This is a genomic window from Pseudocnuella soli, assembly GCF_004347775.1.
Lineage (GTDB): Bacteria > Bacteroidota > Bacteroidia > Chitinophagales > Chitinophagaceae > Flavisolibacter > Flavisolibacter aquaticus.
Genome location: NZ_CP037755.1, coordinates 1,973,990 through 1,998,851 on the forward strand (window position 1 = coordinate 1,973,990; position 24,862 = coordinate 1,998,851).

20 protein-coding genes are annotated in these 24,862 nt (G+C 49.0%); 12 read left to right on the top strand and 8 right to left on the bottom strand.

Going from position 1 to position 24,862, the window contains the following annotated elements:
- The first annotated feature begins 268 nt into the window (after nt 1-268).
- The gene (locus EPD17_RS08270; RefSeq protein WP_132053335.1) at nt 269-2,800 is read left to right on the top strand and encodes a sensor histidine kinase; all 2,532 of its coding nucleotides are present in this window, start codon (nt 269-271) and stop codon (nt 2,798-2,800) included.
- Nucleotides 2,801-2,971: 171 nt separating this feature from the next.
- The gene (locus EPD17_RS08275; protein ID WP_132053337.1) at nt 2,972-3,397 is read left to right on the top strand and encodes a response regulator; all 426 of its coding nucleotides are present in this window, start codon (nt 2,972-2,974) and stop codon (nt 3,395-3,397) included.
- A 193-nt stretch (nt 3,398-3,590) separates the two neighbouring features.
- Here the strand turns inward: EPD17_RS08275 and EPD17_RS08280 are convergent, their stop codons facing one another.
- The gene (locus tag EPD17_RS08280) at nt 3,591-4,403 is read right to left on the bottom strand and encodes a hypothetical protein (protein WP_132053339.1); all 813 of its coding nucleotides are present in this window, start codon (nt 4,401-4,403) and stop codon (nt 3,591-3,593) included.
- 1,196 nt (nt 4,404-5,599) lie between these two features.
- On the opposite strand from EPD17_RS08280, the gene EPD17_RS08285 reads away from it, so the two are divergent.
- On the top strand, nt 5,600-6,010 hold the full coding sequence (locus EPD17_RS08285; protein ID WP_132053341.1) for a response regulator: 411 nt from the start codon (nt 5,600-5,602) through the stop codon (nt 6,008-6,010).
- A 595-nt stretch (nt 6,011-6,605) separates the two neighbouring features.
- Nucleotides 6,606-6,773, top strand: coding sequence for a hypothetical protein (locus EPD17_RS19950; RefSeq protein ID WP_165929563.1), 168 nt, complete (start codon nt 6,606-6,608; stop codon nt 6,771-6,773).
- Between the two features lie 40 nt (nt 6,774-6,813).
- Here EPD17_RS19950 and EPD17_RS08290 read toward each other — a convergent pair whose 3' ends face one another.
- Nucleotides 6,814-7,866 carry an L-dopachrome tautomerase-related protein gene (locus EPD17_RS08290; RefSeq protein ID WP_132053343.1) on the bottom strand — a complete coding sequence of 351 codons (1,053 nt, stop codon included), beginning with the start codon at nt 7,864-7,866 and terminating at the stop codon, nt 6,814-6,816.
- A gap of 267 nt (nt 7,867-8,133) precedes the next feature.
- Between EPD17_RS08290 and EPD17_RS08295 the strand changes: the two genes are divergently transcribed.
- Nucleotides 8,134-8,508 carry a hypothetical protein gene (locus tag EPD17_RS08295; protein ID WP_132053345.1) on the top strand — a complete coding sequence of 125 codons (375 nt, stop codon included), beginning with the start codon at nt 8,134-8,136 and terminating at the stop codon, nt 8,506-8,508.
- 83 nt (nt 8,509-8,591) lie between these two features.
- Here the strand turns inward: EPD17_RS08295 and EPD17_RS08300 are convergent, their stop codons facing one another.
- Nucleotides 8,592-9,842 carry an outer membrane beta-barrel protein gene (locus EPD17_RS08300; protein WP_165929564.1) on the bottom strand — a complete coding sequence of 417 codons (1,251 nt, stop codon included), beginning with the start codon at nt 9,840-9,842 and terminating at the stop codon, nt 8,592-8,594.
- Nucleotides 9,839-10,381, bottom strand: a complete 543-nt coding sequence (locus EPD17_RS08305) for an RNA polymerase sigma factor (protein ID WP_240040778.1) — start codon at nt 10,379-10,381, stop codon at nt 9,839-9,841. Before EPD17_RS08305 ends, EPD17_RS08300 begins: the two co-directional genes overlap by 4 nt.
- 209 nt (nt 10,382-10,590) lie before the next feature.
- Here EPD17_RS08305 and EPD17_RS08310 point away from each other — a divergent pair, with 209 nt between their 5' ends.
- From EPD17_RS08310 to EPD17_RS08330, 5 genes are all read left to right on the top strand, one after another.
- A complete protein-coding gene (locus EPD17_RS08310; RefSeq protein ID WP_132053349.1) occupies nt 10,591-10,953 on the top strand; it encodes a hypothetical protein in 363 nt (120 codons plus the stop codon).
- Between the two features lie 17 nt (nt 10,954-10,970).
- Nucleotides 10,971-11,426 carry an OB-fold protein gene (locus tag EPD17_RS08315; protein WP_165929565.1) on the top strand — a complete coding sequence of 152 codons (456 nt, stop codon included), beginning with the start codon at nt 10,971-10,973 and terminating at the stop codon, nt 11,424-11,426.
- 2 nt (nt 11,427-11,428) lie between these two features.
- Nucleotides 11,429-11,989, top strand: a complete 561-nt coding sequence (locus EPD17_RS08320) for a YceI family protein (protein ID WP_132053353.1) — start codon at nt 11,429-11,431, stop codon at nt 11,987-11,989.
- Nucleotides 11,990-11,999: 10 nt separating this feature from the next.
- Nucleotides 12,000-12,893 (top strand): DUF5777 family beta-barrel protein, encoded by an 894-nt coding sequence (locus tag EPD17_RS08325; protein ID WP_132053355.1) that lies wholly within the window; start codon nt 12,000-12,002, stop codon nt 12,891-12,893.
- A 75-nt stretch (nt 12,894-12,968) separates the two neighbouring features.
- A complete protein-coding gene (locus tag EPD17_RS08330; RefSeq protein ID WP_132053357.1) occupies nt 12,969-13,409 on the top strand; it encodes a QcrA and Rieske domain-containing protein in 441 nt (146 codons plus the stop codon).
- Nucleotides 13,410-13,588: 179 nt separating this feature from the next.
- On the opposite strand, the gene EPD17_RS08335 is transcribed toward EPD17_RS08330, so the two are convergent.
- From EPD17_RS08335 to EPD17_RS08345, 3 genes are all read right to left on the bottom strand, one after another.
- Nucleotides 13,589-14,113 carry a hypothetical protein gene (locus EPD17_RS08335; protein ID WP_132053359.1) on the bottom strand — a complete coding sequence of 175 codons (525 nt, stop codon included), beginning with the start codon at nt 14,111-14,113 and terminating at the stop codon, nt 13,589-13,591.
- A gap of 418 nt (nt 14,114-14,531) precedes the next feature.
- The gene (locus tag EPD17_RS08340) at nt 14,532-14,744 is read right to left on the bottom strand and encodes a hypothetical protein (RefSeq protein WP_132053361.1); all 213 of its coding nucleotides are present in this window, start codon (nt 14,742-14,744) and stop codon (nt 14,532-14,534) included.
- Nucleotides 14,745-14,925: 181 nt separating this feature from the next.
- Nucleotides 14,926-18,894, bottom strand: a complete 3,969-nt coding sequence (locus EPD17_RS08345) for a hybrid sensor histidine kinase/response regulator transcription factor (RefSeq protein ID WP_132053363.1) — start codon at nt 18,892-18,894, stop codon at nt 14,926-14,928.
- Nucleotides 18,895-19,087: 193 nt separating this feature from the next.
- Between EPD17_RS08345 and EPD17_RS08350 the strand changes: the two genes are divergently transcribed.
- Together EPD17_RS08350 and EPD17_RS08355 are read left to right on the top strand one after the other, a co-directional pair.
- Complete coding sequence (locus tag EPD17_RS08350; RefSeq protein ID WP_132053365.1) at nt 19,088-20,824, top strand: GMC family oxidoreductase; 1,737 nt, start codon at nt 19,088-19,090, stop codon at nt 20,822-20,824.
- 56 nt (nt 20,825-20,880) lie between these two features.
- A complete protein-coding gene (locus EPD17_RS08355; protein WP_132053367.1) occupies nt 20,881-21,543 on the top strand; it encodes a gluconate 2-dehydrogenase subunit 3 family protein in 663 nt (220 codons plus the stop codon).
- Nucleotides 21,544-21,924: 381 nt separating this feature from the next.
- Here the strand turns inward: EPD17_RS08355 and EPD17_RS08360 are convergent, their stop codons facing one another.
- The gene (locus EPD17_RS08360; RefSeq protein WP_132053369.1) at nt 21,925-24,762 is read right to left on the bottom strand and encodes a M16 family metallopeptidase; all 2,838 of its coding nucleotides are present in this window, start codon (nt 24,760-24,762) and stop codon (nt 21,925-21,927) included.
- Between the last annotated feature and the right edge of the window lie 100 nt (nt 24,763-24,862).

The window sequence follows — 24,862 nt, forward strand, 5'->3', positions numbered from 1 at the left end:
GCATTTTAAGTATCGAATACTTAGAATGCCCCGTTTTTTTAACGTGCAACAGATGGAGCGCAGCATTTATATTTGCACAAAGCAATATGATTGGGTGGGCTGCATTATTGAAACGGTTTTGTGAAGCATGCAATTGGCATAACTGTGTGCCCTGCAGGTAATCGCATCATGAGTATTGCATCGTTCGCTGTTTTATTTAACGTCTGCAAGCATAAAAATGTACGCCACATGGCGGGCCAGCTTACTGGCCTTAATGGTGCGGTAAACCATGAAAAACCCTTTCTTCAATAACCACGAAACCACCGGAAAAGAACGCCTTTCCTCAACAACGGTTCAGCCTTTATTCGACGCCATGCCCGGTGTTATTTGCGCTATTAATCAGCACGGAATATTTGCATATGCAAATGAACATGCAGCGCAGGAGTGGGGCTATGCACCCGAACAACTCACCGGCATGCATTGGCTGGAAATAGTTACTGAAAAGGACCGGGCCCGCGCAGAAAGCCAATTTGTTGCGGCCACCAACAACAGCACCGTTACCCGCATCAATATTTGGATCAATAAAGAACAAGGCGGTTTGCAGTGTACGCAATGGTCCATGCAATGGAACACAGCACAGAACTTAATGTATTGCTTTGTGCAACCAGCGTCGGGCAGAAATGAGGCGCAATCAAATAGCGGAACTTTGCCATTGGATGGACATAGCGGCGAATTACTGGATATATTCAGTTGCATAACTGATGGATTTTTTGCAATGGATAAGGAGTGGCGCATTGTGCACTACAATCCGCAGGCGGAGCACATCCTGAACATTTCGGCAGCGCAGTTGCTCAACTGCAAATTTTTGGACTGTTTTCCCGAAATGGAGGGCACCATCTTTCACCAGCATTATGACAAGGCATTTCGTGAACAAACCGCGGTGCAGTTTGAAGCATTCATCCCAAGGTTCAACCGCTGGTTTGTGGTGAGTGCTTATCCTTCCGACCTGGGTCTTTTCGTTTTTTTCAGGGATGCTACAGAGCAGAAGGAAGAAGTGGAACGCCACCGCAAATACGAAGAACAAATTGAGCGGCAAAACCGCCAGCTTGTTTCCATCCTGGAGCATATGAACCAGGGTTTTATTTCCCTGAACAACGAATTGGTGGTGCAGTATTTCAACCACAAGGCCGAAGAAATATTGGAAGTAAAGCGATCGGAGATCATTGGCAAAAACCTGATCGAATGGTATTGCGAGCCAGCGAGACAATTGTACCGGCCAATGTTTGAGAAAGTGATCAGGGAAAACAACGCGGTTATTTCGGAACATGTTTGTCCGCAAAATGGCAAGTGGGTAGAGCTAAGTGTTTACCGCACAGAAAATGGCCTCTCAGCATTTTTCCGCGATGTGGATGCACGCAAAAAAACAGAAGAAGCATTCAGGCGGCTTTCGTTGATTGCGCGGGAAACCGCCAATAGCGTGATTGTTACCACGCCCAGCATGACCATTACTTGGGTAAACGATGCATTTTTGCGCAACACCGGTTACACCATGCAGGAAGTGTTGGGCAAGGAAATGAACGAGCTCCTGACCGGCCCGGAAACTAACCCGGCTACCATTCGTTATATACAGTCGCAACAAAAAAAGGGACGCCCTTATCAAATTGAAATGCTGCACTATCGGAAAAACGGAACGCCGTTTTGGACCGAGTCGTATGCACAACCGATTTTCGATAGTGCCGGTAACCTGGAGCAATATTTTTCCATTGAAACAGATATTACCGAACGCAAAAAAAATGAGCACGAACTGCGCAAGCTGTCACTGGTGGCCCAACAAACCAACAATATTGTAGCCATCATTGGGAAGGATAAACGCGTAGAATGGGTAAATGATGCATTTACCCGTATCACCGGTTTTAGTTTTGAAGAAGCCGTGGGTCAGTACTCGCATGAGATTTTTGATGGCCCCGAAACCGATCCGGCCGTTGTGGCGTTGGTACAGGAAAAATGGGACCGGCGCGAACCGGTGCATGTGCAGGTATTGAACTACAAGAAGAACGGCGAAACCTACTGGGCCGATGTGAACTCGCAACCCGTGTTTAATGAAAAAGGCAAGCTGCAGCATTTCTTTTCCATCGCTATTGACATTACTGAACGCAAACGGCTGGAGCAGGTATTGGAAGAAGAAAAACGCAAGCACCAGCAAATGGTTACGGCCGCAGTGATCAACGCACAGGAGCGAGAACGTACCCAAGTGGGCCGCGAACTGCACGATAATGTAAACCAGGTACTCACTACCGTTAAATTGTACCAGGAGCTTTGCCGCGATGGCATTGGCAGCAGCGAAGAGTTGATCAATAAATCGATTCAGTTATTACAGGAATCCATCAACGAAATACGCAGTTTGTCGAAACGCCTTTCTGCACCCACACTGGGCAAAATAAGATTGAAAGATTCGCTCAATGAATTAGTGGATGTTATTGCTGCGACCAACCGCATCAGCATTGAAATGGACATTGCAGAGATTGAACACCTCGACGTGGCGCAGGATGTGCACCTGGCCATTTACCGCATCATGCAGGAGCACCTCACCAATATTTTGAAACATGCCGATGCAACGCATGTGTGCATTAACATTCAGCACGGCGGCGATGAACTGGTGTTGCAGGTTTCCGATGATGGAAAAGGGTTTGACATTCGGCAAAAACGCGATGGCATCGGCATTAGCAATATGACCACAAGGGCCGAAAGCGTGCAGGGCCGGCTAACTGTAACCAGCACACCGGGATCGGGTTGTGTGCTGCTGGCTTATATTCCTGTTTGATTTGATATATGCCCCGGTGGTATTTTCTTTTTTTGCAGCGGCGCAATGGGTGCAAACCCTTAGCCGTTGACCCCGTTTCTGCTTATTCCGCTATAATTTGCACGTTTGCATGTGCCTGTAATACATAGAGTTACTGTAGTTTTTCTACATTTGATAGTAAGAACAAACGTTATGTATTCGCAACCAATCCTTATCGTAGAAGACGATGAAGATGACCAAAACTTACTTTCATCTGCTTTTGAAAAAATAGGCAAACGCGAGCTGGTTCGTTTCTTTAAAAACGGGCATGATCTGCTCCGTCACCTTGATGCAATGCCGTCAGGCCAACATCCGGCGCTGGTGGTGCTCGATTATAATATGCCGCTGCTCAATGGTGGCCAAACACTGCGCCGCATCCGGGCACATGCAACACAACATGCAGTACCGGCTGTTGTTTTTTCTACAGGGTTTACCTCGGCAATTACTAAAGAATTAAATGAACTGCAAGTGCTTGCCTGTGTGCAAAAGGGCGCAGCATTTGACAAACTGGTACAGCAGGCCCGCTATTTTACCGAGCTTATTGCCGATGAATTTGAAACCCTGATCGGGAATTATTGATTTATCGTTTTCAATTGCTGCAATTGAAATTGCACTGAACATGATTTCTATAAAGAAAGCCCTTCCAACTGGAAGGGCTTTTACGTTTTCAAGGTATGATCAGGGATAAAAAACCGGTACGGATGGCCTTTCATATTTGCTTAAACCGAAAAGCGTTGGACCGATATTTTGAAACTGCGATGTTCGTTTTGGATTAAATAAGCCGCCATTCAATCGCAGCGTTTTTTATTTTAATATAATCCAATAGTGTGTAAATAAAAAGTACGATGGCCGACATTTCAATTATTTCTTCAAATGTTTCGAGCATATAAAACGATAACGGCCGCACTTCCTCGTTTATTATACCTGCTTCGTTATTACCGGCCACAATCGCCGACTCAAACATTTCGAAACCGAGTGCACCGGCCACAAACAAAACGCCGGAAAGCACCATCAGGTTCCTCGTTCGCACAGGCAGCCGCCACAGGAACGGGATAAAGAAAATGCCGGTACCCAGTGCAAAAAAGAAATATGGAATGATCCAGGAGAAATAAAGAAAGCTGGGCATCGCTACTGGCATCCGGCTGCGAATGGTTTCTGCCATAAAATCGTGGATCATCGCTCCTTCATCTACCGCCAGGAAAATAAAAATCCCACTCAGGATCAACCAGCGTGTTTGATCGTACCGATTGCCCTGTGAACTGGCCAAGCGTGATAACAGGTACAACAGTGCTGCAGCAGCGAGTAATATGCATGCCGAAAAAAGCGTGGGCACATTTCCATCCACACCCAGGTTAAACAAGCGGTGTACCTGTTTGGCGGCATTGCCTTCAGGATTGGCATAAAAAAGGAACAGGCTGATAGTGTGCACTGCTGCAAGCAGTATAACGATCATGCTTAAACGCAGTGCAACCTTGCCGGGTTGCTGCTGCAGGTAAAGCGTAGACATGGGGATGCCTGTTGGCCGGTTGGCCCGAATGGCTACTGTTTCACTACTGCGCAATGGCGCAGGGAGTTTGGGTTCCAAACTGTTCATTTGATGGATTAAAAAGGGTGAAAAAAATGCTTGTTCGCCAAAAGGCGTTAGTGTGCTGGCTGCGGTGGCCAATAGGATATGGTGCGATAGAAGGAGGTTAAAGATAGGGGTTGCAAACACAACTGTCAAATAGCGCTAACGGGCATGCATAACTGCACTAGCAGCAAGGCGCTTACAAATAAGTTTTTATTAGGATTGCTTGGTGCAAATAGAAGGAGCCGTTCTGATGTAGCTATTTGATGGACTAGGTTTACCGGTTGCTGATGCTGCTCGGCTATCAGTCTTGCTTTGTAACCTGCAACTTTAGTTGAACCACCGTACTATTACGGAATCCGAAAAGTGGATGTACGATTTCGCTCTCAAATATTTACTTAAAAAATAGCGCATAAATGACCACCAGTTACAAATTTCTTTGCTGTATCTTTAACCCAGTTTTCATAGGGTACGGATTAAAACGGGCCAGAGTTTCTACTCTAGGCCTTTTTTTATTATTTTTTTTTACCAAATAAAACCTTTGTAGGCAAGCATCCGACCCTGTTGCCGCTACTTTTGCACCGGTTTTTTCAGCATGTGTTGATTTTTTTGGATTGGCTGGATCATTACCTGATTGTGCCGAAGACCGTGAGAATGCAGTTGTTACCTTAACCTAAGCCAGACCAAGTTGTTGCTTTCGACAAACGTTTGTTTTAATGCGTTTGTCCGGTGGTCATTGTCCCAATATTTTTTCGCTTAACGGGCGACTTACGATCTTGCTTTGCTTTATGAATTTGCTTTTGTTTTAAAAGCCTGCTTTTAGTGGCAGGCTTTGTTTTTTGCAAAATGCAGTGCAATTAGTTTGTATAGCTAAAGTGCATTTTTAATGGGAATTGATTATACAAAGCCGGGAATTTATCCGGCTTTTTTAATTTTTAAGAAACACTTGTTTCTATTTTACCGGAGGTTCATTATCTTGCCGTTGCTTATTCTCTTAAGCAGTTAGTTTTGGTTGCGGCCTGGTGTTCTCACCGGGCCTTCTTTTTTGCCCATATAGTTACTGATATTATAAAATTTTTTTATCGGCAAATTCGCCTTTTTGAACCCGAAAGGATGGGGTTTTACCGATTCGCATTTTTTACCGCCCATAATTTTCCCAGCTTTGCATTACGATATTATTTGACCTGATTCATTATTATAAATGGGAGGGGCCAATGAAAAACCAAATGTTGGAGAAACACACCATTTTGTGGGCCGATGACGATATGGACGACCTGGAGATGTTCCGGGAAATAATGGAGCTGGAAGCACCTGATCATGAACTGATCGAATTTCGTGATGGCCAACAATTACTGACTTTTCTTAAAAGCATTGATCGGGAAAAATACCCCTGCCTGATTGTGCTGGACATGAATATGCCGGTGCTCAGCGGCAAGGAAACACTTACCCGCATCAAAAGCGAGCCCGACCTGAAAAATATCCCGGTTGTAATTTTTACCACTTCAATCAACCCTGCCGATAAACGTGTTTGCGACCAGTCGGCAACAGAAATGATCATCAAGCCGCCTTCGTTCGATCAACTGCGCAATGCTGTAAAGCGATTGTTGCTGTTGTGCAGTAATTAAATTTTCTGCTCGTTGCGCAGAGCGAATGCATCGCATTGTTTCTTTTTTGCGCAGTGTGGAAAAATTGCAGGATGCCGTACGAATAACGAAGCAATGCAGGTTTTACCATTGTTAATTGGCGGAGCAAATGCACAATTCCATTTCATGTGTCGGTGTAGCTTATGGATGAGCTTGATCTTATCCTTATACTTGTATCAGCAAATGCAATGCATCATGCGGTCCAATATCTTTTGAATGGGTGTGTTGTTTTACCACGCATTACCCGCAAGCCGCCATCCAGTATCCCCAAACCAAGCCTTTTGTAAAAAGCCATGTCCATGATAAGCCTAAGCCGTCCAATGCCTTTGATGACCCGGCGTTCACATGAGCAAATCATCGTAGCATGATACCAGCGTCGTATAATAATCCCCTGTTTCAAGGGGATTATTATTTTAAGCAAACAACCGCTTTGCAAATTTTTTGTGGCGTGAACTAATTTGCACGAATGTTGTTTGATGATAGGAGTTGACCAATATCATAATTGGCAGCTTATAAAAGCAGCTGAATCAAACTGGGCCTTATATTTACTTTGCAATATCCAATCCTTAAAAAAGCTATGACCCTGCATTTTACTACCCTCGAAAATTTTGGCCAGTTTATAAAAACCATCAACGGCGGTTATTACGCCAACGTGGCCAACCTCACCATTAAGGGCGATTTCCGACCCGAAGAGTTGCAACTGGCACAACAAATCTTAAACGCCACGCTGCAAATCAGGAACTGACCCATCTCGTAAAATTTTTTCAATCCCACTTCTGCCTGTGCTACAGCGGCATCCTGTAGATGGTGTATGGACCGGTGCGGCGGTTTTGTCCTTCGTTGTATTCGGGTTGCTTATGTATGTGCGAACAGCTGATGTAGAGGTAGCCATCGTCCGAAACTGAATAGCTGTCCGGCCAAACAAGCCGGTCATCCTGCAATACGCAAAACATTTGGTGGTCCGCATTTACCTGCATAATGGCCGACGACTGCAGGTCGCCAAGGTACAGGTTGCCTTCTTTGTCAAAAATCATCCCGTCCGACGTGGTAAACCTGCCCAGGTCTTCCACCCATTCGGTCACCTCAACCGGGGCCAGCGTTTCGTCGCGCAGGATCTTTGTGCGGGTGCGGTACAGCTTGTCGTCTGTAAGGGGTTTGTAATAAAGCCATTCGCCGTCCGGCGATAGTGCAATGCCGTCCGATTGCATTTTGGCGGGCTTTCCGTCCTTCATCAGTTCGCGGCCCTCAATGATGAATTTGAATTCGGGGTCGGTTTTCACCGAAGGATGATCCTGCAGCAATTGCCGGATGTTGCCGGTTTCGAGGTTTACCACCAAGATGCCGCCTTCGTTTGAATTGGTGAGGTAGGCAAATCCACGTTCGGTATCAACCCGCACATCGTTGATATAACTTTTATTGGATGCAACACCTTCAAAAAAATAAGTCCGCTCAATGGTGTTTGTTTCCAAATTGATCTGCACCAGCTTGTGGCTTCCCTCATGCACTTCCTTCATTTGCGGGCAGGCGGGGTCCACCACCCACATGGTGTCCTTATCGTCGATATACACCGCCTGCACACATACCCATTTGTCGCGGCCATCGTCGCCGGGCTGCCAGTTGTTCATTTGCTCGTTGGGAAAAGGAACCGTTTTATTGCCGGGCAAAACCTCCACCAATGAGTACCGGTGTGGCCCTTCCCAGCGGGGATAGTTGGTAAACAAGCGGCCTTTTTTAGAAATGGCCACGCCGGTCAGCTGGTATTTGTTGTCTTCAAACACCAGTTCCAACGCCTTTTTCGGCGCCTGTTCTTTTTCCGAAATATCCTGTCCCTGTTGCATGTGTTTCTATTGAAGTAATGTGTATTGTTATGCGCCTCAATGCTGAACGGCTCAAAGCTGTGGCGCATGGGCAGGAGAGGAGTAACAATTTAAATACCATAGTCTTTATCGGCAGCAATTTGCCCATTCCAATGAGGCCGGTTGCTGTACATTATTGGGCACCGCAGGTATTGCACTAAAAAAATCCACGCTATATTTTTATACAGAGGAGCTGGTCGTTTCAATACCAGTATCAGTATGATGGCTGCGCTGCTACATGTTGGCTCAATGAAAGCAACCCGCATTGTATTAGGCTCGTTGCTGTTGATCATTTCCATCAACGCACTGGGTGGCGGCTGGTATGGCATGGCTGGTGCGCCCAATGTGCCCAGGGAGTGGCTGGCGGGCAGTCCGTTCTCCGATTATTTTGTTCCCGCCCTGATTCTGTTTGTGTTTGTGGGCATCAATTTCTTTATTGGCGCCATGGCAGTGCTGCGCAAAAACCGGTATGCGGTGCAATGGGCTTACAGCTGCGCAGCGGTTTTATTTACTTGGATTGTACTGCAGGTGGCCATCATTGGTTATGTTTCCTGGCTGCAACCCGCGATGGCTGTTGCTGCGGTTGTTATTTTTTTGCTGGCGCACAAATTAAGCCGCGGGTAAAATGTGATGCTTTTAAAAAGGAAAGGAGTAGAAGTATAAGGTCAGCATTGATGTTTGGATATCGCCTCTATGATATTGCTCTATCAAAAGTTTTTCACGACACCCATATTCATGCCTGCGCTGGTAAAATGCATTTTGCCATAACCTAACCCGGTTATTGGTAGTTTGATGTATGGTTCCACACGCAATGCGGTGGTGCGGCCTATTTTATGGGTGATGCCGCCGCTCAGGTGCACTACAGAAAACAGGTTGTTGCTTTCATTGCGGTACTGTTTACTGTGTTGTGCGTAGGTGCCGGAGTTGTGGTAATAATAGAGATAATTGTAAGCCTCTTTTTTCATGAAATAAGATGACAATCCTGCTGTTGCAAATACACCCGTCCTACGGTGCGGGGTAAAGTCGTATTTCAATAGAAGAGGCACTTCCAGCATCACGCAGGTTCCATCCACTTCCACAATGGAAGTATTGGGTGGGACATAAGCTCTTGATGATTTGTAATAAGATCCCTCGGAGTAATAAAACTTTTTGGAAAAGTACAAGCCGGTTTCTAAGCTCCATTTTTTGTTGAGCCGGTAGCCAGCTACCACACCCAATTGCCGGCCAATGCGATTGGTTTTTTGAAATTCGACAGTAGTGAAATCCAAGCTGCCCAGCAAGCCGGCGTAAAGGCCGCTGTTGCGAAACAAGCGCTGTGGTGCAGGTTTGGGTGCTTCAATTTTTACACCTGCAAGCGCCGGCTGTTTGTTTTGCAGCAAATAAGATTTAGATGGAGCAGGTAACAACTCAATGGTTGCATGAAGCGTGGATTGTGCTGGTGCTGCTTCATCACGTTGTGCTACACCTTTATCTGATGCTTCATAGATACGCCGTGTTGTTCTTTCCTGGTAATTAGTAATTAATTGCTTTGCTAAATGGCTGGTACTTGCACTGTTCACGAAATTGCCAGCACGATTAACGATGTTATTATTGTTTTGATTCTTTACACCATTGCTTTTTACTATTACTAAGTCTTGCGCAGTCACACCATCTTGCGCCAGCTCGGTGTCATTTGCTGTATTAAAAGGCGTTGGCTTTTCATTTACAACATTTTTATTTTCTGATTTTTTTACTGCAACACTTTGTGGTTTATCCACCGGGAAGTAAGTAGTGCACAACACCAAAAACGGGATCAGCGCCAGCAGCCAAACAGGGCGCTGCTTTTGCAAACCAGTTGTGGTGCCCTGTTTGTCGGCGGCTTCCAATGCCTGCTGCATCTTGTCCCAATCAGGCGCCGTTACCTGCAGGGGGTAATGTTCGCCGGCCTTGCGGAACACATCATCCATATCGTCATTCACAAATTGCATACAATGGCCTCACGGTCGTTTTTTTTGAGTATATCCTGCAAAATGCCCCGGGCCTTCGACAGGTTGGATTTGGATGTGCCCACCGAAATGCCCAGTTGGGTGGCTATTTCCTGGTGGGTCAGTCCATCAATTACATACATGTTGAACACCACCCGGTAGCCAGGCGGCAGTTTCTTTATTTCCTGCACCAGTTCTTTATACAACAGGGCCTGGTCGGGGAGCGGGCCGCGGTCTTCGGGTTGCCACACATCTTCGGCTATTTCGCCAATCTCGGGCAGAAACTGGTTTTTGCGCAGGTAGTCTACCGCCGTATTGATCATGATGCGGCGCATCCAACCCATGAGCAGGTGTTCGGTAATGTCGGGATCGGCGCTGCGGAATTTGTGCAGGTTGCAAAACACTTTTACAAAGCCATCGTTCACCACATCCACGGCTTTGTCGTAGTGATAAATATATCGGAACACCACTTTTAAGCAATAGCCATAATAATGCTCGTAGAAGAGCTTTTGGGCTTTACGGTTTTGTTGCACACAATGACTTATGGTTTCCGGCAGGTGTTGCAAATAATAAATGGGGTTCTACAACAAAATACGCAGTTGCGCAAAAAGGGTTGCCTTGTATTGGTGCTAAATCAAAATATATTTTTTGGCAACGAAATATTTTTTTGCGCAGGCAACCCTTGCAAAAAGGCAGCCGTATGTACAGGCAAACATCCCACACTAATCAATCCCCCAAAACCATGCGGATCATCAGCAAAATATTGTTGTTGTACATGGCCCTGTTTGTTGGCTGCTACCACGATAAAGAAGAAGAGTTGGTTCCCTGCACTGCCGATACCAGTCATGTGCATTATGCTCCTGAAGTTACCTCGATTTTAACCTCGTATGGATGCTATGGCTGCCATGTGGGTACGGCACCTGAAGGCGGCATCAGCCTCGAAGGATATGCCGCGGTAAAAAAATTGGTGGATAATGGCCGCCTGTTGGGTGCAGTAAGCCATGTGCCTGGATTTGCGCCCATGCCACATGGCGCACCCAAGATGACTGAATGCGATATCAACATCATTAAAGCATGGGTCATTGCCGGCGCCCCGGATCATTAAAATGTACGGTTTTGTTTATGAAAAAATACATGGGATATGGCCTTGCATTGATGTTGATCGTCGCGGCGCTTTGGGCCTACAGGATCTTCAGCCAAAAGGTGCCTGATGTGGTGCAAGCCCGTCCCGATATTACTATTCATGCGGCCGAAATGACTAAGGATTTTGAAGCAAATGGCGCTGCATCCAACAAGCATTACAATGGTAAAATTATTCGGGTAACCGGCACCGCTACACAGGTAAATCAATCAGGTTCGGTAATACTAAACGGAGGTTCGGACGGTTCCGAAATCGTGATCGGGCTCGACCAGCGGCACCAACAGGATGTACAAAAAATTACCGTTGGCAAGCAGGCGGTTTTCCAGGCGCTATACACCGGATACGAGGCCGGCACCGTCGGCGATGGGGATGATTTGTTGAGCAGCCTGGGTACCACAATTCACCTGCGTTTGGGTGGCCTCATTAAAGAGAATTAAACATGCGTTATTCAAAAGTTTGGCTTTGCCTGCTTATACTGATAGCCGCAATTACTGCCGGTGCGCAGGAGCGGTTTTATACCAAAACCGGCGTGGTCCGTTTTTATTCCAAAGCACCCCTCGAAAACATTGAAGCGATCAATAATACTGTGACGGCTGTGCTCGACGCCGCTACCGGCAACATGCAGTTTGCCGTGCAAATGAAAGGTTTTGCATTTGAAAAAGCCCTGATGCAACAGCATTTCAACGAAAACTACGTGGAGAGCGATAAGTTTCCCCGCGCCGTATTCAAGGGTGCCCTCACAGATAAAGCTTCTGTTGCATACAACAAGGTAGGTGTGTACCATGTAGTGGTGAAAGGTGCCTTGACATTGCACGGCGTCACAAACCAATTGGAAGTGCCCGGCACGTTGCAAGTAAGCGGTGGGCGGCTACTGGGTAAGGCAACGTTTGCGTTGCAGCTTTCCGATTACAACATCGCCATTCCGGCCCTGGTAAAGGACAAAGTTTCCAACACCGTTACCATCACTATTCACCTGGACCTGCAACCCCTGAAAGGATAAATTTTTTGACATGAACCTGAAAGCCTTTTGCGCTACCGTTTTTTTGCTGCCTGCCCTGGCAGTAGATGCACAGGACACCACCGATTTGTTGCAACAAATTTCGCCACAGCAACCGGAGCAGGAGTTGGTGTATAATGCATATAAGTCATCAAGGGTTATCATGTCGCAAAGCCTGGAAATGCTGCGGCCCGGTGTTTTGGATTTCCGGATCCTGCATCGTTTTGGCAGGGTCAACCAGGGCATTAAGGAGTTGTTTGGGCTCGACGATGCGTCCATCCGCCTTGGTTTCGATTACGGCGTTTCCAATAACCTCACCGTAGGTATTGGCCGTGGCTCGTATAGAAAAGAGTTGGATGGTTTTGTAAAATGGCGTGCCCTGCAACAGGCTACCGGTTTGCGGCCCGTTCCCTTTTCGCTGGTGTTGGTGGGCGGCAGCACCATTGTTACGGCGCCCTGGAGTACGCCTAATCCGAAATTCAAATTCGGTCACCGCGTTGGCTATTTTGCACAGGTGCTGGCCGGCCGAAAGTTCAGCGAAGCGCTGACCATACAAGTGATGCCCACTTTTTTGCACCGCAACCTGGTGGAAACTCAGCGGGATAAAAATGGTTTGTTTGCCGCCGGCGTGGGTGGCCGGGCCAAATTGGGCAAACGGACTTCTATCAATGTCGATTACTATTATATAGCCGACCGCAACAGCGGCCGTGGCCTGCACAACCCGCTATCGATTGGTATTGATGTGGAAACCGGCGGCCATGTTTTTCAAATGCATGTAACCAACGCCATCGGCATGAACGAACGGGTGTTTTTAACCGAAACCACCAACAGTTGGGGCAAGGGCGACATACAATTCGGGTTCAATATTTCGCGGGCCTTCCAGGTTACGAAAAAGGCATTGAAGTAGGCGATCAATTCGAAATGACGCATCAGTATCTGCTGTACCCTTTTAGATAAGTTTTTACCAACAAAAAACCGTTTTATGGAACGCAAAGAATTCTTGTTGTCCCTGGGTATGGGGGCAGGCTCCATTATTATGTCTTTTTGTTTGGGCGGATGCAGCAAATCGGGCGGCGATGATGGCCCGCAGCCCGTTCCCGGTCCAAACCCAAGCGGCAAAGTTGATTTTACTTTCGACACTGGCGCCGATGCCGACCTGTCGGCAAAGGGCTGGACGATTCGCAACAACGTGATCATTGCCCGCTCGGGCAATGAGTACCTGGCCTTTGATAGCCGCTGCCCGCACCAGGGATCGGCGCTTACCTACAACGGCACCGCCAATACATTTCCCTGTTCCAACACCGCGGCCGATCACGGTTCGGTGTTTGATGCCACGGGTAAAAAGCTGTCTGGCCCGGCAACCGCCGATCTGAAAAAATACCAGACGCAGCTCACCGGTAAAAACCTGCGGGTTTTTGAATAAAGCAATAGCGAAGCCATTTGCAAGATGCAAACCTGCCAGCCTTAAAAAGGGAAAAAGCAAAACCCCTGACCGGTTGTACCGCGGTAGAGGTTTGCTGAAGCATTAGTGTTGCGACCCAAATGAACGGGGAATATTTGTCGGACGGAAAAGCTGGCGCTTTTTGCGTAATGTTGGAGGTCTTACTTTGTTTTTTTATCCACCGCTTCAACCTGGTCGCCGGTGGCTTTTAAGGTAATGTAGCCTTGTTCGTTTTCCAGCACTGCCTGGTATGCTACCGTGCTGTGTGCATTAATGGCTATTGCATGTTTCAATGTGTACCCTTCGTATTCGTCCGCCATTGTTTTGCGGAGCAACTGGGGCAACTGGTCTAGGCTGCAATCGGTAATGGCATATTGCAATGCCGCTTTTTTATTAAGCACGGCCCGGGCCTTCTGGCCCTTGTTTAAAAACTGCACATAAAAGCCATCGCCGTGCTGCCACCACTGCTGCTGGGTTGCTTCGGGAAAATGCCGTGCAAGGGTGCCGGTTAGCTTTGCATCGGGGTGCGCCGATGCGGTGGTAGCGGAGGTGTTTACATTAGAGGTTACACCGGCGGCCAGTGGCAGCGAAGCGTTGATGGAATGGGCTGCAATTTCCTGGGCAAAAACGGAAGGAGCCAGCAGCAGTACGATAGCGGTCAGCAAGGTTGGCGTAAAGCGTTTCATTGTGTTGGTTTTTTGGTTGGGGCAAAACGTGTGTAAACGATGCTATAAAGCTACCCACCAACAGCGACGAAGGCTATAAGGAACGGTGCAAATGCTATCAATTTTGTGTCAAAACAGGTGCGCAAACACAGTACTGGCTTTGGTTTGGGTAAAGCGGTGTTGATACAGAGCGCATTCTGATAGAAAACGCAGCGCAACAATCGCCACCATTGTACTGAGGCGCAGGATTGGGAATGCGGCAAAATAAAGTGGGCAAGATGTGCATTGCCGCATATAAAACAACAACACCTTCAGCTGATTGCACATCTGCTGAAGGTGTTGGTAAGCATTGATGCCGCCGGTCCAGAATTATTGTTGCGGTCAGCTATATCAAATATAACTAACCGCTTTAATGGTGCACGGCAAAAGGGATGACCTATTAGAGGAGATACCTTTTACGCGGCCAGGGCCACGCTTGTGCAAGTGCATCAGTCTGTGCTGCATCAAAATAGCTCGGAGCAACGGCGCTGGCGTCAGCTGTAAGCGGTAAAGCGGCACTTACTTTTTTAACGGCAGGTTGCTGCGCAAATGATGTGTGCGCACAAAGCATAAGCAATGCGCAGGTCGAAATACTGAGGGCAATTCGTTTCATTGTGTTGTTTTTTAGCTTGGTTTAAAGAGGTTTGTTAGTGCATCAAAACTATCATCTACCGGAGCCGGAGGCTATAAGGATCGGTGCAGATACTATAAACTTTGCTTCAAAAATGGAGTGAGATTAGCAAGAGGGCTTCGGTTTGACAGTACAAGGCCGTTTCGTGGATAAAGTACCGGTATCACTGATGCACCAGGCGTGCCGCATACTCCGACGGCGTAACGCCAAACTGCTCTTTAAAACACTGCGAAAAATAAGAAGGGCTGCTGAAACCCACCTGGTAGGCAATGGTGGCCATGTCCATGCCCGAACCCAGCAAAACGGCACTGTGCTGCAGCCGGTACTGCCGAATGAGGTCATTGGCCGAAGTGTCGAGCAGGGCTTTGAGTTTTCGGTTAAGTGTGCTGCGGCTCATGGCCAGCTCGGAGCACAGGTAGGCTATGTTCAGGTCTGCGTCGCCGAGCTTTGCATCCATCGCTGTGTACACCTGTTTTAAAAAAACATCTTCGGTTGTGGGCAGCACCTGGGTGGGTTTGGACGGCAGCAGTTGTGCTTTTAAATGGGCCCTTGTTTTTTGCTGTTGCTGCAGCAGGTTGGCGATGCGCCCTTCCAGTTCGGCCATTTGAAACGGCTTGGTAAGGTAATCGTTGGCGCCGGTATGGATGCCCTGCAGCTTTGCATCGTGGGCCGCTTTCGAGGTAAGCAAAATAAACAGCGTATGCGCCGTCCGCACATCTTCTTTTACCCGGGCACACAGTTCAAACCCATCAATGCCCGGCATCATCACATCGCTGATCACCAGGTCGGGCAGTTCCGCCATTACTATTTCCCAGGCCTGCAGTCCGTTGGACGCCTGCACCACGCGGTACCGGTGCTCCAGTGTTTCCACCAAAAAATGCCGCAGTTCGTCGTTGTCTTCGGCAATCAGGATCAGGGGCAGCTGGCCATCATCGGCTTGGAGTGCGGTTGCGGTGGATTTCAGCGCAGGTTTATCTGTAATACTTGCAGCTGCTTTTGCCAGCGGCATTTGTAGCGTAAAAGTAGTGAGCACTCCGGGCTGCGATGCCACTTCGATGTTGCCCTCCATCAACGCCGCCAACTCTTTTACCAGTGCCAGCCCTATACCGGTGCCGCCGCTAATGCCCGCAGGTGCATCATGGGCCTGGTAAAACCGGTCGAAAATATGGGGCAGGTGGTGTGCTGTAATGCCGGGCCCGGTGTTGGCAACGGCCAGTTCCACCACATCGTCCGCACCTTGCCGCAACGCCACATCAATGTTGCCGCCAGGTGGCGTAAATTTTACTGCATTACTCACCAGGTTGTACAAGATCTTTTCCCATTTCTCCGCATCAAACAGGTACAGGCCCTCCACGCCTTTGTTGGTCAATTGAAGGCTGATGCCTTTCTCTTCGGCGGTAGTGGCAAATGTGCCTGCCAGGTCGGACACAAATAGCGCCAGGTCGCCGGTAGAAGTGTGCACCGGCAGCCGCCCGTTGTTGAGTTTGGAAAAATCCAAAAACTCGTTTACCAGCCGCAGCAACTGCCGCGAACTTTTGTGTGCCGTAGCCACCAGCGGGGCCGCCGCACTACTCAATGTATGGTCGCCAGCTAATTTTTCCAGTGGGGTTAAAATCAGGGTCAGCGGTGTACGAAACTCGTGGGTAATGTTGCTGAAAAACCGGTCTTTAATTCCTTCCAGTTCACGAAGACGCAGGGCTTCCTTTTTCTCAAAGGCCAGCTGCTGGCGGGTTTGGATGCTTTTTTCCCTGAAAAAAAGATAGGCCCGCGCCAAAGCCGCAAACACCAGGGCGTATAATAGGTAAGCCCACCAGGTTGCCCACCAGGGCGGCAGTATGGTGATGGCAAGCGTTTTTACTGTAGGGCTCCACATGCCGTTTGCGTCGGTGGCATTTACCTCAAAAGCGTAGTTGCCGGGTTGCAGGCCTGCATACGCCACCGAGTTGTTGGTGCCGTTCACAATCCATTCTTTATTGCTGCCCGAAAGGCGGTAGCGGTAGGCGGTGTTTTGCGCTTTGTTATACACCATGGCCGCAAACTCGATGCGCAGGTAATTCTTATCGTGTGGCAGTGAAATGCGCTCCAGTGTCGACACCGGGCCGGGCAGGAGCGTGCCCCGGTTTTGAATGTCGTGCAGTTGGTTATCTACCTGCAACGCAGTTATTTGAATAGGCACCGCGGCAGCCCGGTTTGTTTTTTCAAAATCATCAGGGTGAAAAATGGTGTAGCCGTCCAGCCCGCCAAATGCCATGCGGCCATCCGGGAACAGGAACTTATGTGCCCGGTTAAATTCATTTCCCGAAAGCCCGTCTTCTTTTGCAAACGAAGTGATTTTTCCCAACGCGGTTTGAAACCTGAAAATGCCGCGGTTGGTACTGCACCAAATGTTGCCCCGTTTGTCGGGCAGCATGCAATAAACCGTATTGTTGGGCAACCCATCATCAATAGTGTACACTTTTACCAGACCTTTGGTCAGGTGCCATTTTACCAAGCCATTGCCACGGGTGCCAATCCAGAAAATCTCGCCGTCGGATGGGTCGGGGCATATTTCGGTCAGCTCTTTGGGCAATATGCCATTGGGCTGTTTGCCAGTAAAATGACCGACCACTTTTCCGTCCTGCAATTGAAACAGCCCATGGGCATAGCTCGACAGCCAATAATATCCGCCAATGTACCGGCCATCGGCCAGTTCTACATCTTTAAAAATATTGGCGTTGGCGGCCAGCAGGGTAGGTACCGCATTGTTGGTAGCCCACACCGTCCAGTCATTTTGTTGTTGGTGAAATGCCCTTACTCCGCCGTTGGGGCCGGCCACCAATGCCGAGTAAATAGGCGCTTGTGGTCCCTGCGGTAATGCCACCAGCCTGCCACCCTCCAGCCGGTACACCTTTGGATGTTTGAGGTAATTGCAGGTTACGTACTGTGCACCGTCGCCGCCTTGAGCGTTTCTGAAAAAATACGCAGCATACGGATCATTCCAGGCTTCGGGTAGGCCTGACCGTGAAATGCCTGCATGTACCAACACATCAGTCACGAAACTTTTTTCGTAAGCAAATGACTGGAACGGAAGCTTGTCCAGGTTGATTTTAAAAAGACCTTGTGCATTTACACTCACCCAAAGCACATCCGACCGGTCAATAAAAAACGCGGTAATGTTCAGTTGCGGCGCCACCGTGTTTTCCCACAGCAGGTCCAGTTTGCCCTCGGCTGTCATGCGGAAAATGCGGCCGTTATGCTTGAAATACAATTGCCCTTTGCTGTCTGTTTTTACCGCGGCTTCGGGCTCGGCAAGCTGCAACTTTGTGGCTGTCGGAATGGAAATGATCGATGCTTTTTTTTGCGCCAGGTGCAGCGTTACAATCCGGCTACCATCCAGCACCGCCAGCTTGTTGCCCGGCAGCAGTGCTACCGATCGTGTAGTGAGCCACAGCGACTGATCGGGCGAAGCAGCGAGGTTTTTAATGGTGGTTGGGAATGCGTAGTAGGTAAACCGATTTTTCTGCGGATCGCTTACCTCAACGCCGTTTTCCGAAACCAGGTAAACGCGGCCTTCCGGTGTTTGTAAATAAGCGGCAACTGTATCCTGCTGCAATAGACCATTGGCCCGGTTGGCAAACCGCACTTTTTCCGTGGCCCTATTTACCCAACCAATGCCTTTGTGTGCCGCTTGCACAAACACCCAGTCGATGCCGTTGTACAGGTTATCTAAATTGTGCACTTTCCATAGCGCCGTTGGTACTTTGCGCAGCCGGTCAAGTGTGGTGTCCCGGCGGGCTTTTGCCGTGGTAAAATCAAACGCATCCACCATCGAACCGTCGTACATCAGCGACACGGCATTGTTGGTATGCGGCAATAAATAGAAAATAGAATTGGCGCTCAGGCTGGTGGTATCGCCGTTTTTATGCCGGAAGTTTTTAAAACTGCGTCCATCATAGCGGCTCATGCCGTCCAGCGTACTGCACCAGATAAAGCCATCGCGGTCCTGCGTAATGCCGCTCACAAAACTTTGCGGCAAACCCTCGGCAACGCCAAAATGCTGCTGGTTGGTGGCCTGCGGTTGTTGCGCCTTTGCGGCAAATGCAGCAAAGGCCAGGATCAGCAGCAGTGGTATGCAGTTGGTTCGGTAAAGCATTGCCCTTCGGCAGGTTGGTTTTTGGCCAGGTAATACCTGTATGATTGTTTGGAAACGACCGTTTAAAAATATGCAGAAAAAAATAGATATGGATGAAAACCCTGAAGGTGCTCTTTGCTGGAATACCGGAATTGCGGTACATTGATGAGGCAAAACAATCAACAACAGATTTTTCCGCCACTAACGATTTGCCATGGGAGATTTTCAAATAAAAGAACAGCCCAAAGAATACGATGCCATTATTGTTGGATCCGGTGCCGGTGGCGGCATGGCCGCTTATGTGCTAGCCAATGCCGGCCTTAAAGTGGCCCTGCTGGAAGCCGGCCCCATGTACGATCCCGCAAAAAATGTAATGCAGCTAAAATGGCCGTGGGAGTCGCCGCGCAGGGGTGCCAATACCAAGTTCCGGCACTTTGGCGATTTTGATGCGGCGTATGGCGGCTGGGAACTTGACGGCGAACCCTACACACGTGCACAAGGCACTGAGTGGGACTGGTTTCGGTCGCGGATGCTGGGCGGCCGCACCAACCATTGGGGGCGCATTTCGCTGCGCTTTGGCCCCAAAGATTTTAAACGCAAAAGCATCGACGGACTTGGCGAGAACTGGCCCATTGGCTACGAAGATGTAAAACCTTTTTACGACCGCATCGACCAGATGCTGGGCATATTTGGTACCAACGAAGGATTGGAAAACGATCCAGACGGATATTTTTTACCACCACCGCGGCCACGCCTGCACGAGCTGATGATCAAGAAAGGCGCTGTTGCCGCCGGGGTACCGGTCATCCCTAACCGATTATCTATTTTAACCAAACCGATTAACAAAGAACGGGGTGCCTGTTTTTACTGCCACCAGTGCGGCCGCGGCTGCACGGCTTACGCCGATTTTTCTTCATCATCGGTGTTGGTAAACCCGGCGCTGAAAACCGGCAACGTAGACTTGTTTACCAATGCCATGGCCCGCGAGGTGCTGACGGATAAAGAGGGCAAAGCCACCGGCATTTCTTATGTATCGAAAGACGACCTGCAGGAGTACCGCGTAAAAGGCAGAACCGTGGTGTTGGCCGCAAGCACTTGCGAAACGGCACGCCTGCTGCTCAATTCAAAATCGGCAAGGCATCCCAATGGATTGGCAAATAGCAGCGGCGTTGTGGGCAAATACCTGCACGACAGCACCGGCGCCGGCATGAGCGGTGTGATCCCTGAACTGTTTGGCCGCCAGCGCTACAACGAAGACGGGGTGGGTGGTGCGCATATTTATTCACCGTGGTGGCTCGACAACAAAAAGCTCGATTTTCCGCGGGGTTACCACATCGAATATTCGGGTGGGCAGGTGATGCCTTCTTATGGTTTTGGCTTTGGTATGGAAACCCGCAACGGCAAGTTCCAGGTGAATGGCAAAACAAAAGAAGCCGGTGGTTATGGTGCTTCGCTCAAAGAAGATTTTCGCTTTTTCTATGGCGCTTCCGTCGGCCTTGCCGGCCGGGGCGAAGCCATTCCGCTGGAAAGCAATTATTGCGAAATAGACCCTAATGCAGTGGACAAATTTGGCATACCCGTGTTGCGTTTTAATGTAAAATGGAGTGAGCACGAAATAAAGCAGGCCAAGCACATGAAGGAAACCTTCCGCGAAATTTTACACCAGATGGGTGCTGTAATTACATCGGGTGACGATGGCCCGGAAAATAATTATGGCCTGGCCGATCCCGGCCGCATTATTCACGAAGCAGGAACGGTGCGCATGGGCAACGATCCGCAGCAGTCGGCACTCAACAAATGGAACCAGGCACACGATTGCAAGAACCTGTTTGTAATGGATGGTGCCGCTTTTGTTTCGCAGGCCGATAAAAACATTACCTGGACGATTCTGGCGCTGGCGTTGCGGTCATCGGAGTACATAGTGGGGCAGATGAAACAGCGCAATTTGTAAATGCATTGCGCAGTAATTCAATTTCAACTACAAGTTTAGTATCAAAATAAAAGCACATGGATCGTCGGTCATCACTCAAATACATAGCCCTTTCTGCATTCAGCGGAGTGTTGTTGGATGCCTGCAAGCCTGCCGATAAAAAAGCAACTTTAGTGGCCGGTGCCAACGGCGATGGCAACTTAACCATCGACCGTACACCGGAAGAAGCAGCGCATGAAAAAAAGCTGGCGTCGGAGCAATTTTTTACCGAACACGAAATGGCAACCATCGCTGTTTTAAGCGATATCATCATTCCGGCAGATGATGTATCGGGCAGCGCAACCGATGCAAAGGTGCCCGAGTTCATCGAGTTTATTGTAAAAGACATGCCCGACCACCAGGTGCCCATGCGGGGCGGCCTGCGTTGGCTGGACCTGCAAATGGCCAACCGCCATGGCAAGGCATTTAAAGACTGCACCAAGGCGGAGCAAATAGCGATGGTTGACGCCATTGCTTACCCCGAAAAAGCAGCGCCGGAGATGAAGCAGGGTGTGGCGTTTTTCAACCGGATGCGGGGCCTTACCGCTACTGGTTTTTTTACATCGGAAATGGGCATCAAAGACCTGGGTTATATGGGCAACCGCCCCAACCAATGGAATGGCATTCCGGCAGAGGTGTTGAAGCAATACAACCTTGCTTATTCCGAAAAAGAGATCAAGGAGTGTGTGCAGTATACGTGATTGGAAGGAAATAAATTTTTCGTGTGTTAAGTTTCTTTCGTTTTGTGAATACCTATTTTATTTTAGTGTTAAACGCCAACCACAATTAAGTAAAATTTTGAGCTTCGGAGTTGTCATGCCGAACTTGTTTCGGCATCTCCTACATTTCGCAGAGTTTATCACAGCACAAGGAGATGCCGAAACAAGTTCGGCATGACAAACCCTCTTAAGCAAGATGCCGTTTTACTAAAAGGTTAGTATAAAATGCTCTAATAATTTAAAACCTTTCCAAACATCTAAACAAATAAAAAATGCCCGGTGTTTACACCGGGCATTTTTTATTAAGTGCTGTATCAATCAACAGCTAATTCATCCAACATTTAGTTTTTTACTTTTGTCTTCCTAAATCACTGGCTTTAACAACAACGGTTCGCCAAAGCCCAACTCTTTTAACCGAGGCAATTGTGTTTTGGCATCGCCTACAATCAACCAGATCATTTTATTCGGATCGAGGTATTTTGCAGCCAGCGCTTTGATCTCTTCCACGGTCATCTTTTTTACAATGGCTTCCCGGTCTTTTACATAATCAGCCTTCCAGCCATACTTGCTGATGTTTTCGAGCATGCCCAGTTTGGCACCTGCCGTTTCAAATGCACGGGCATTGCTTTTGATCAAAAAACTTTGCGTTGTTTCCAGGTCCTTTGCCGAATAGCTTTTACCGTAGTTTTCCAAAATTTCCTTCACCAGTTGCGCCGACTCCAGCGTTACATTGGTACGTACGCTGCTGGCAATGGTAAACGGTCCTGCACTGTTGGTGCCCGAGAAGCCGGAGTTGATGCCGTAAGTATAGCCTTTGCCTTCGCGGAGTTGCTGCGTTAGCTGCGATGCAAAGCCGCCGCCGCCCAGTATATAGTTCAACACCGTTGCGGGATAATAGTCTTTGTCGGTTGCCGCCAGTGCCGGGTAGCCAAAGCGGATCACCGACTGCTTTGCATCGGGCACATCGTAAAAGTAAACGACCGGTTGTGCCGGTGCTGCCGGCGTTTTCCAATCGGGAATGGCCACTGCGCTGCCTTTCCATGCATTGGCCAGGCGGGATAGCGATGCGGTCAATGCCCCTTCACCCAAAGCACCCACCACATGCATGCGGGCATTGGCCGGCGACATGCTTTTGGAGTAAAATGCTTTGAGGTCGTCGAGGGTAATGGTGCCCACCGATGCAGCAGTGCCCAGTATGTTGCGCGACCGGATATTGTTTTTGCCGTACACCAGCAAATTGTATTGGTTTTGCGCAATGGCATTGGGGTTAGCTTCCTGCTGCCTGATTTGGCTGATGGTGCTTTGTTTGATCAGCTCAAACTCGGTGGCATCCCAACGCGGCTGCAGCAATATTTCCTCCACCAACGCCAGCGTTGCAGGGTAGTTGCGGGCCAGTGTATTTACCCGGATTCGGATGTCTTCGGTGTTGGCAAAAACATTGATCGTTGCGCCCAATTGCTGGATCGCTTCTTCCAGTTGCTGCGGCGTTTTGGTTTTGGTGCCCTGCGTCATCATACGGGCCATCATATTGGCTACGCCAACTTTGTCTGGATTTTCCAGCAGCAGGCCACCGTCTATAACCAGTTCAAATTGCACCAGCGGCACTTCGTTGTTTTCAATGCCCAATACCCGCATGCCGTTGGGCAACTGCGCCTGCCAGATCGCAGGGATTTTTACCTCTGGCGCCTGGCCATATGGTGGCTCTTTACTGCGGTCGAACGAAGATGGCGTTTTGGGGTAAGTAGCCACCGCATTCGGGTCCACGGTTTCTTCGGCGCCCTGCACAATTTTTTCTTCTACTACATCAGCTTTTGTGGAGCCTGCAAGTGCCAGTTCAATTTTACCCTTGGGCACAAAAGATGTGGCTACGAAATTTTTGCCCTTGATGTATTTGTTGTATACACGGCTTACATCGGCAGCGGTTACGGCCAGCAGGTTGTTGATGTCTTTTTCAATAAACGAAGGATCGCCGGCAAAAATGTTGTACTGCGCCAGCTGGAAACCCTTGCCCTGCACGCTGGACAGCGAATTGTAAAACTGTGTTTCCAGTCCGGCTTTAATGCGGCTGAGGTCTTTTTCGGTTATGCCTTTCCGTTCAAACTGGGCAAATGCTTTATTGATGGCAGCAGCAGCACTATCCAGGTCTTTTTCGGCAAATGCGCGAACCACTACATGCATCTGGCCGGCCAACTCGCTGGTGCGGTGAAACATGGCTGCACCCGGCGCCAGCTTTTTATCCTCAACCACCACCTGGTACAGCGGTGCTTTTTTGCCTTCGGACAGATAGGATGACAGTATTTCCAGCGCATAACTATCGGGATGGTATTCGGGCACCGTGGGCCATGCCATGGTCAGCTCGGGCAGGCGTGCAAAGTTGTCTTCGTGGTACAGCTTTTTAGTTTGTTGTACCACGCCGGGCCGCTTTGCCAGCGGCTGCACCGCCGGACCTTTTTTAATTTCACTAAAATATTTTTCCACCCATTTTTTGGCCTGCGCCGCATCAAAATCGCCGGCCACCACGAGGGTTACATTATTGGGCACATACCAGCGGTTGAAAAATTCTTTTACATCGGCCAGCGTTGCGTTCTGCAGATCATCCAGCGAGCCGATGACCTGCCAGTTGTATGGGTGGTCTGCGGGGTAAAGGTTTTTATCAATCACATACGAAGTGTGGCCGTAAGGATTGTTGTCGTAGCTCTGGCGCTTTTCGTTTTTCACCACTTGTTTTTCCTTGGCCAGCACGGGCTCGGTTACCGTGTTGATGAACCAGCCCAGTTTATCGGCCTCTGCCCAGATCATTTTTTCAAGGGCATCTTTGGGCACGGTTTGAAAATAGTTGGTGCGGTCGCGGCTGGTGGAGCCGTTGGCACCGGAGCCGCCAATGCGGGCACTCATGGCATCGAGTCCGCCCTTGCCCAGGTTTTCAGATTCAAGGAACAGCAGGTGCTCAAACAGGTGTGCAAAGCCGGTGCGGCCCGCCTTTTCCCGCGCCGAGCCCACATGCGCTGTGAGGGCCACCGCCACCACGGGATCGGACCGGTCGATGTGGAAGATCACTTCGAGGCCGTTGGGTAATTTGAATTTTTGATAATCGACCTTGAAAGTGGTTTTATCCGCAGCCGGTTGCCGCGGTTTTGTTTGCTGTGCACCTGCCGTGAATGTGGCGGCCAGCAGCGAGGAAAGAAATATCGCTTTGTACATATGTTTTGATTTCGACTGGGTAAAATTAGGTGCGCTGCAATTCAGCCGCGCAATGCAGGCCGCTTTTAACCAACTATTTCCCAACCAGTTTTCCTGGTCC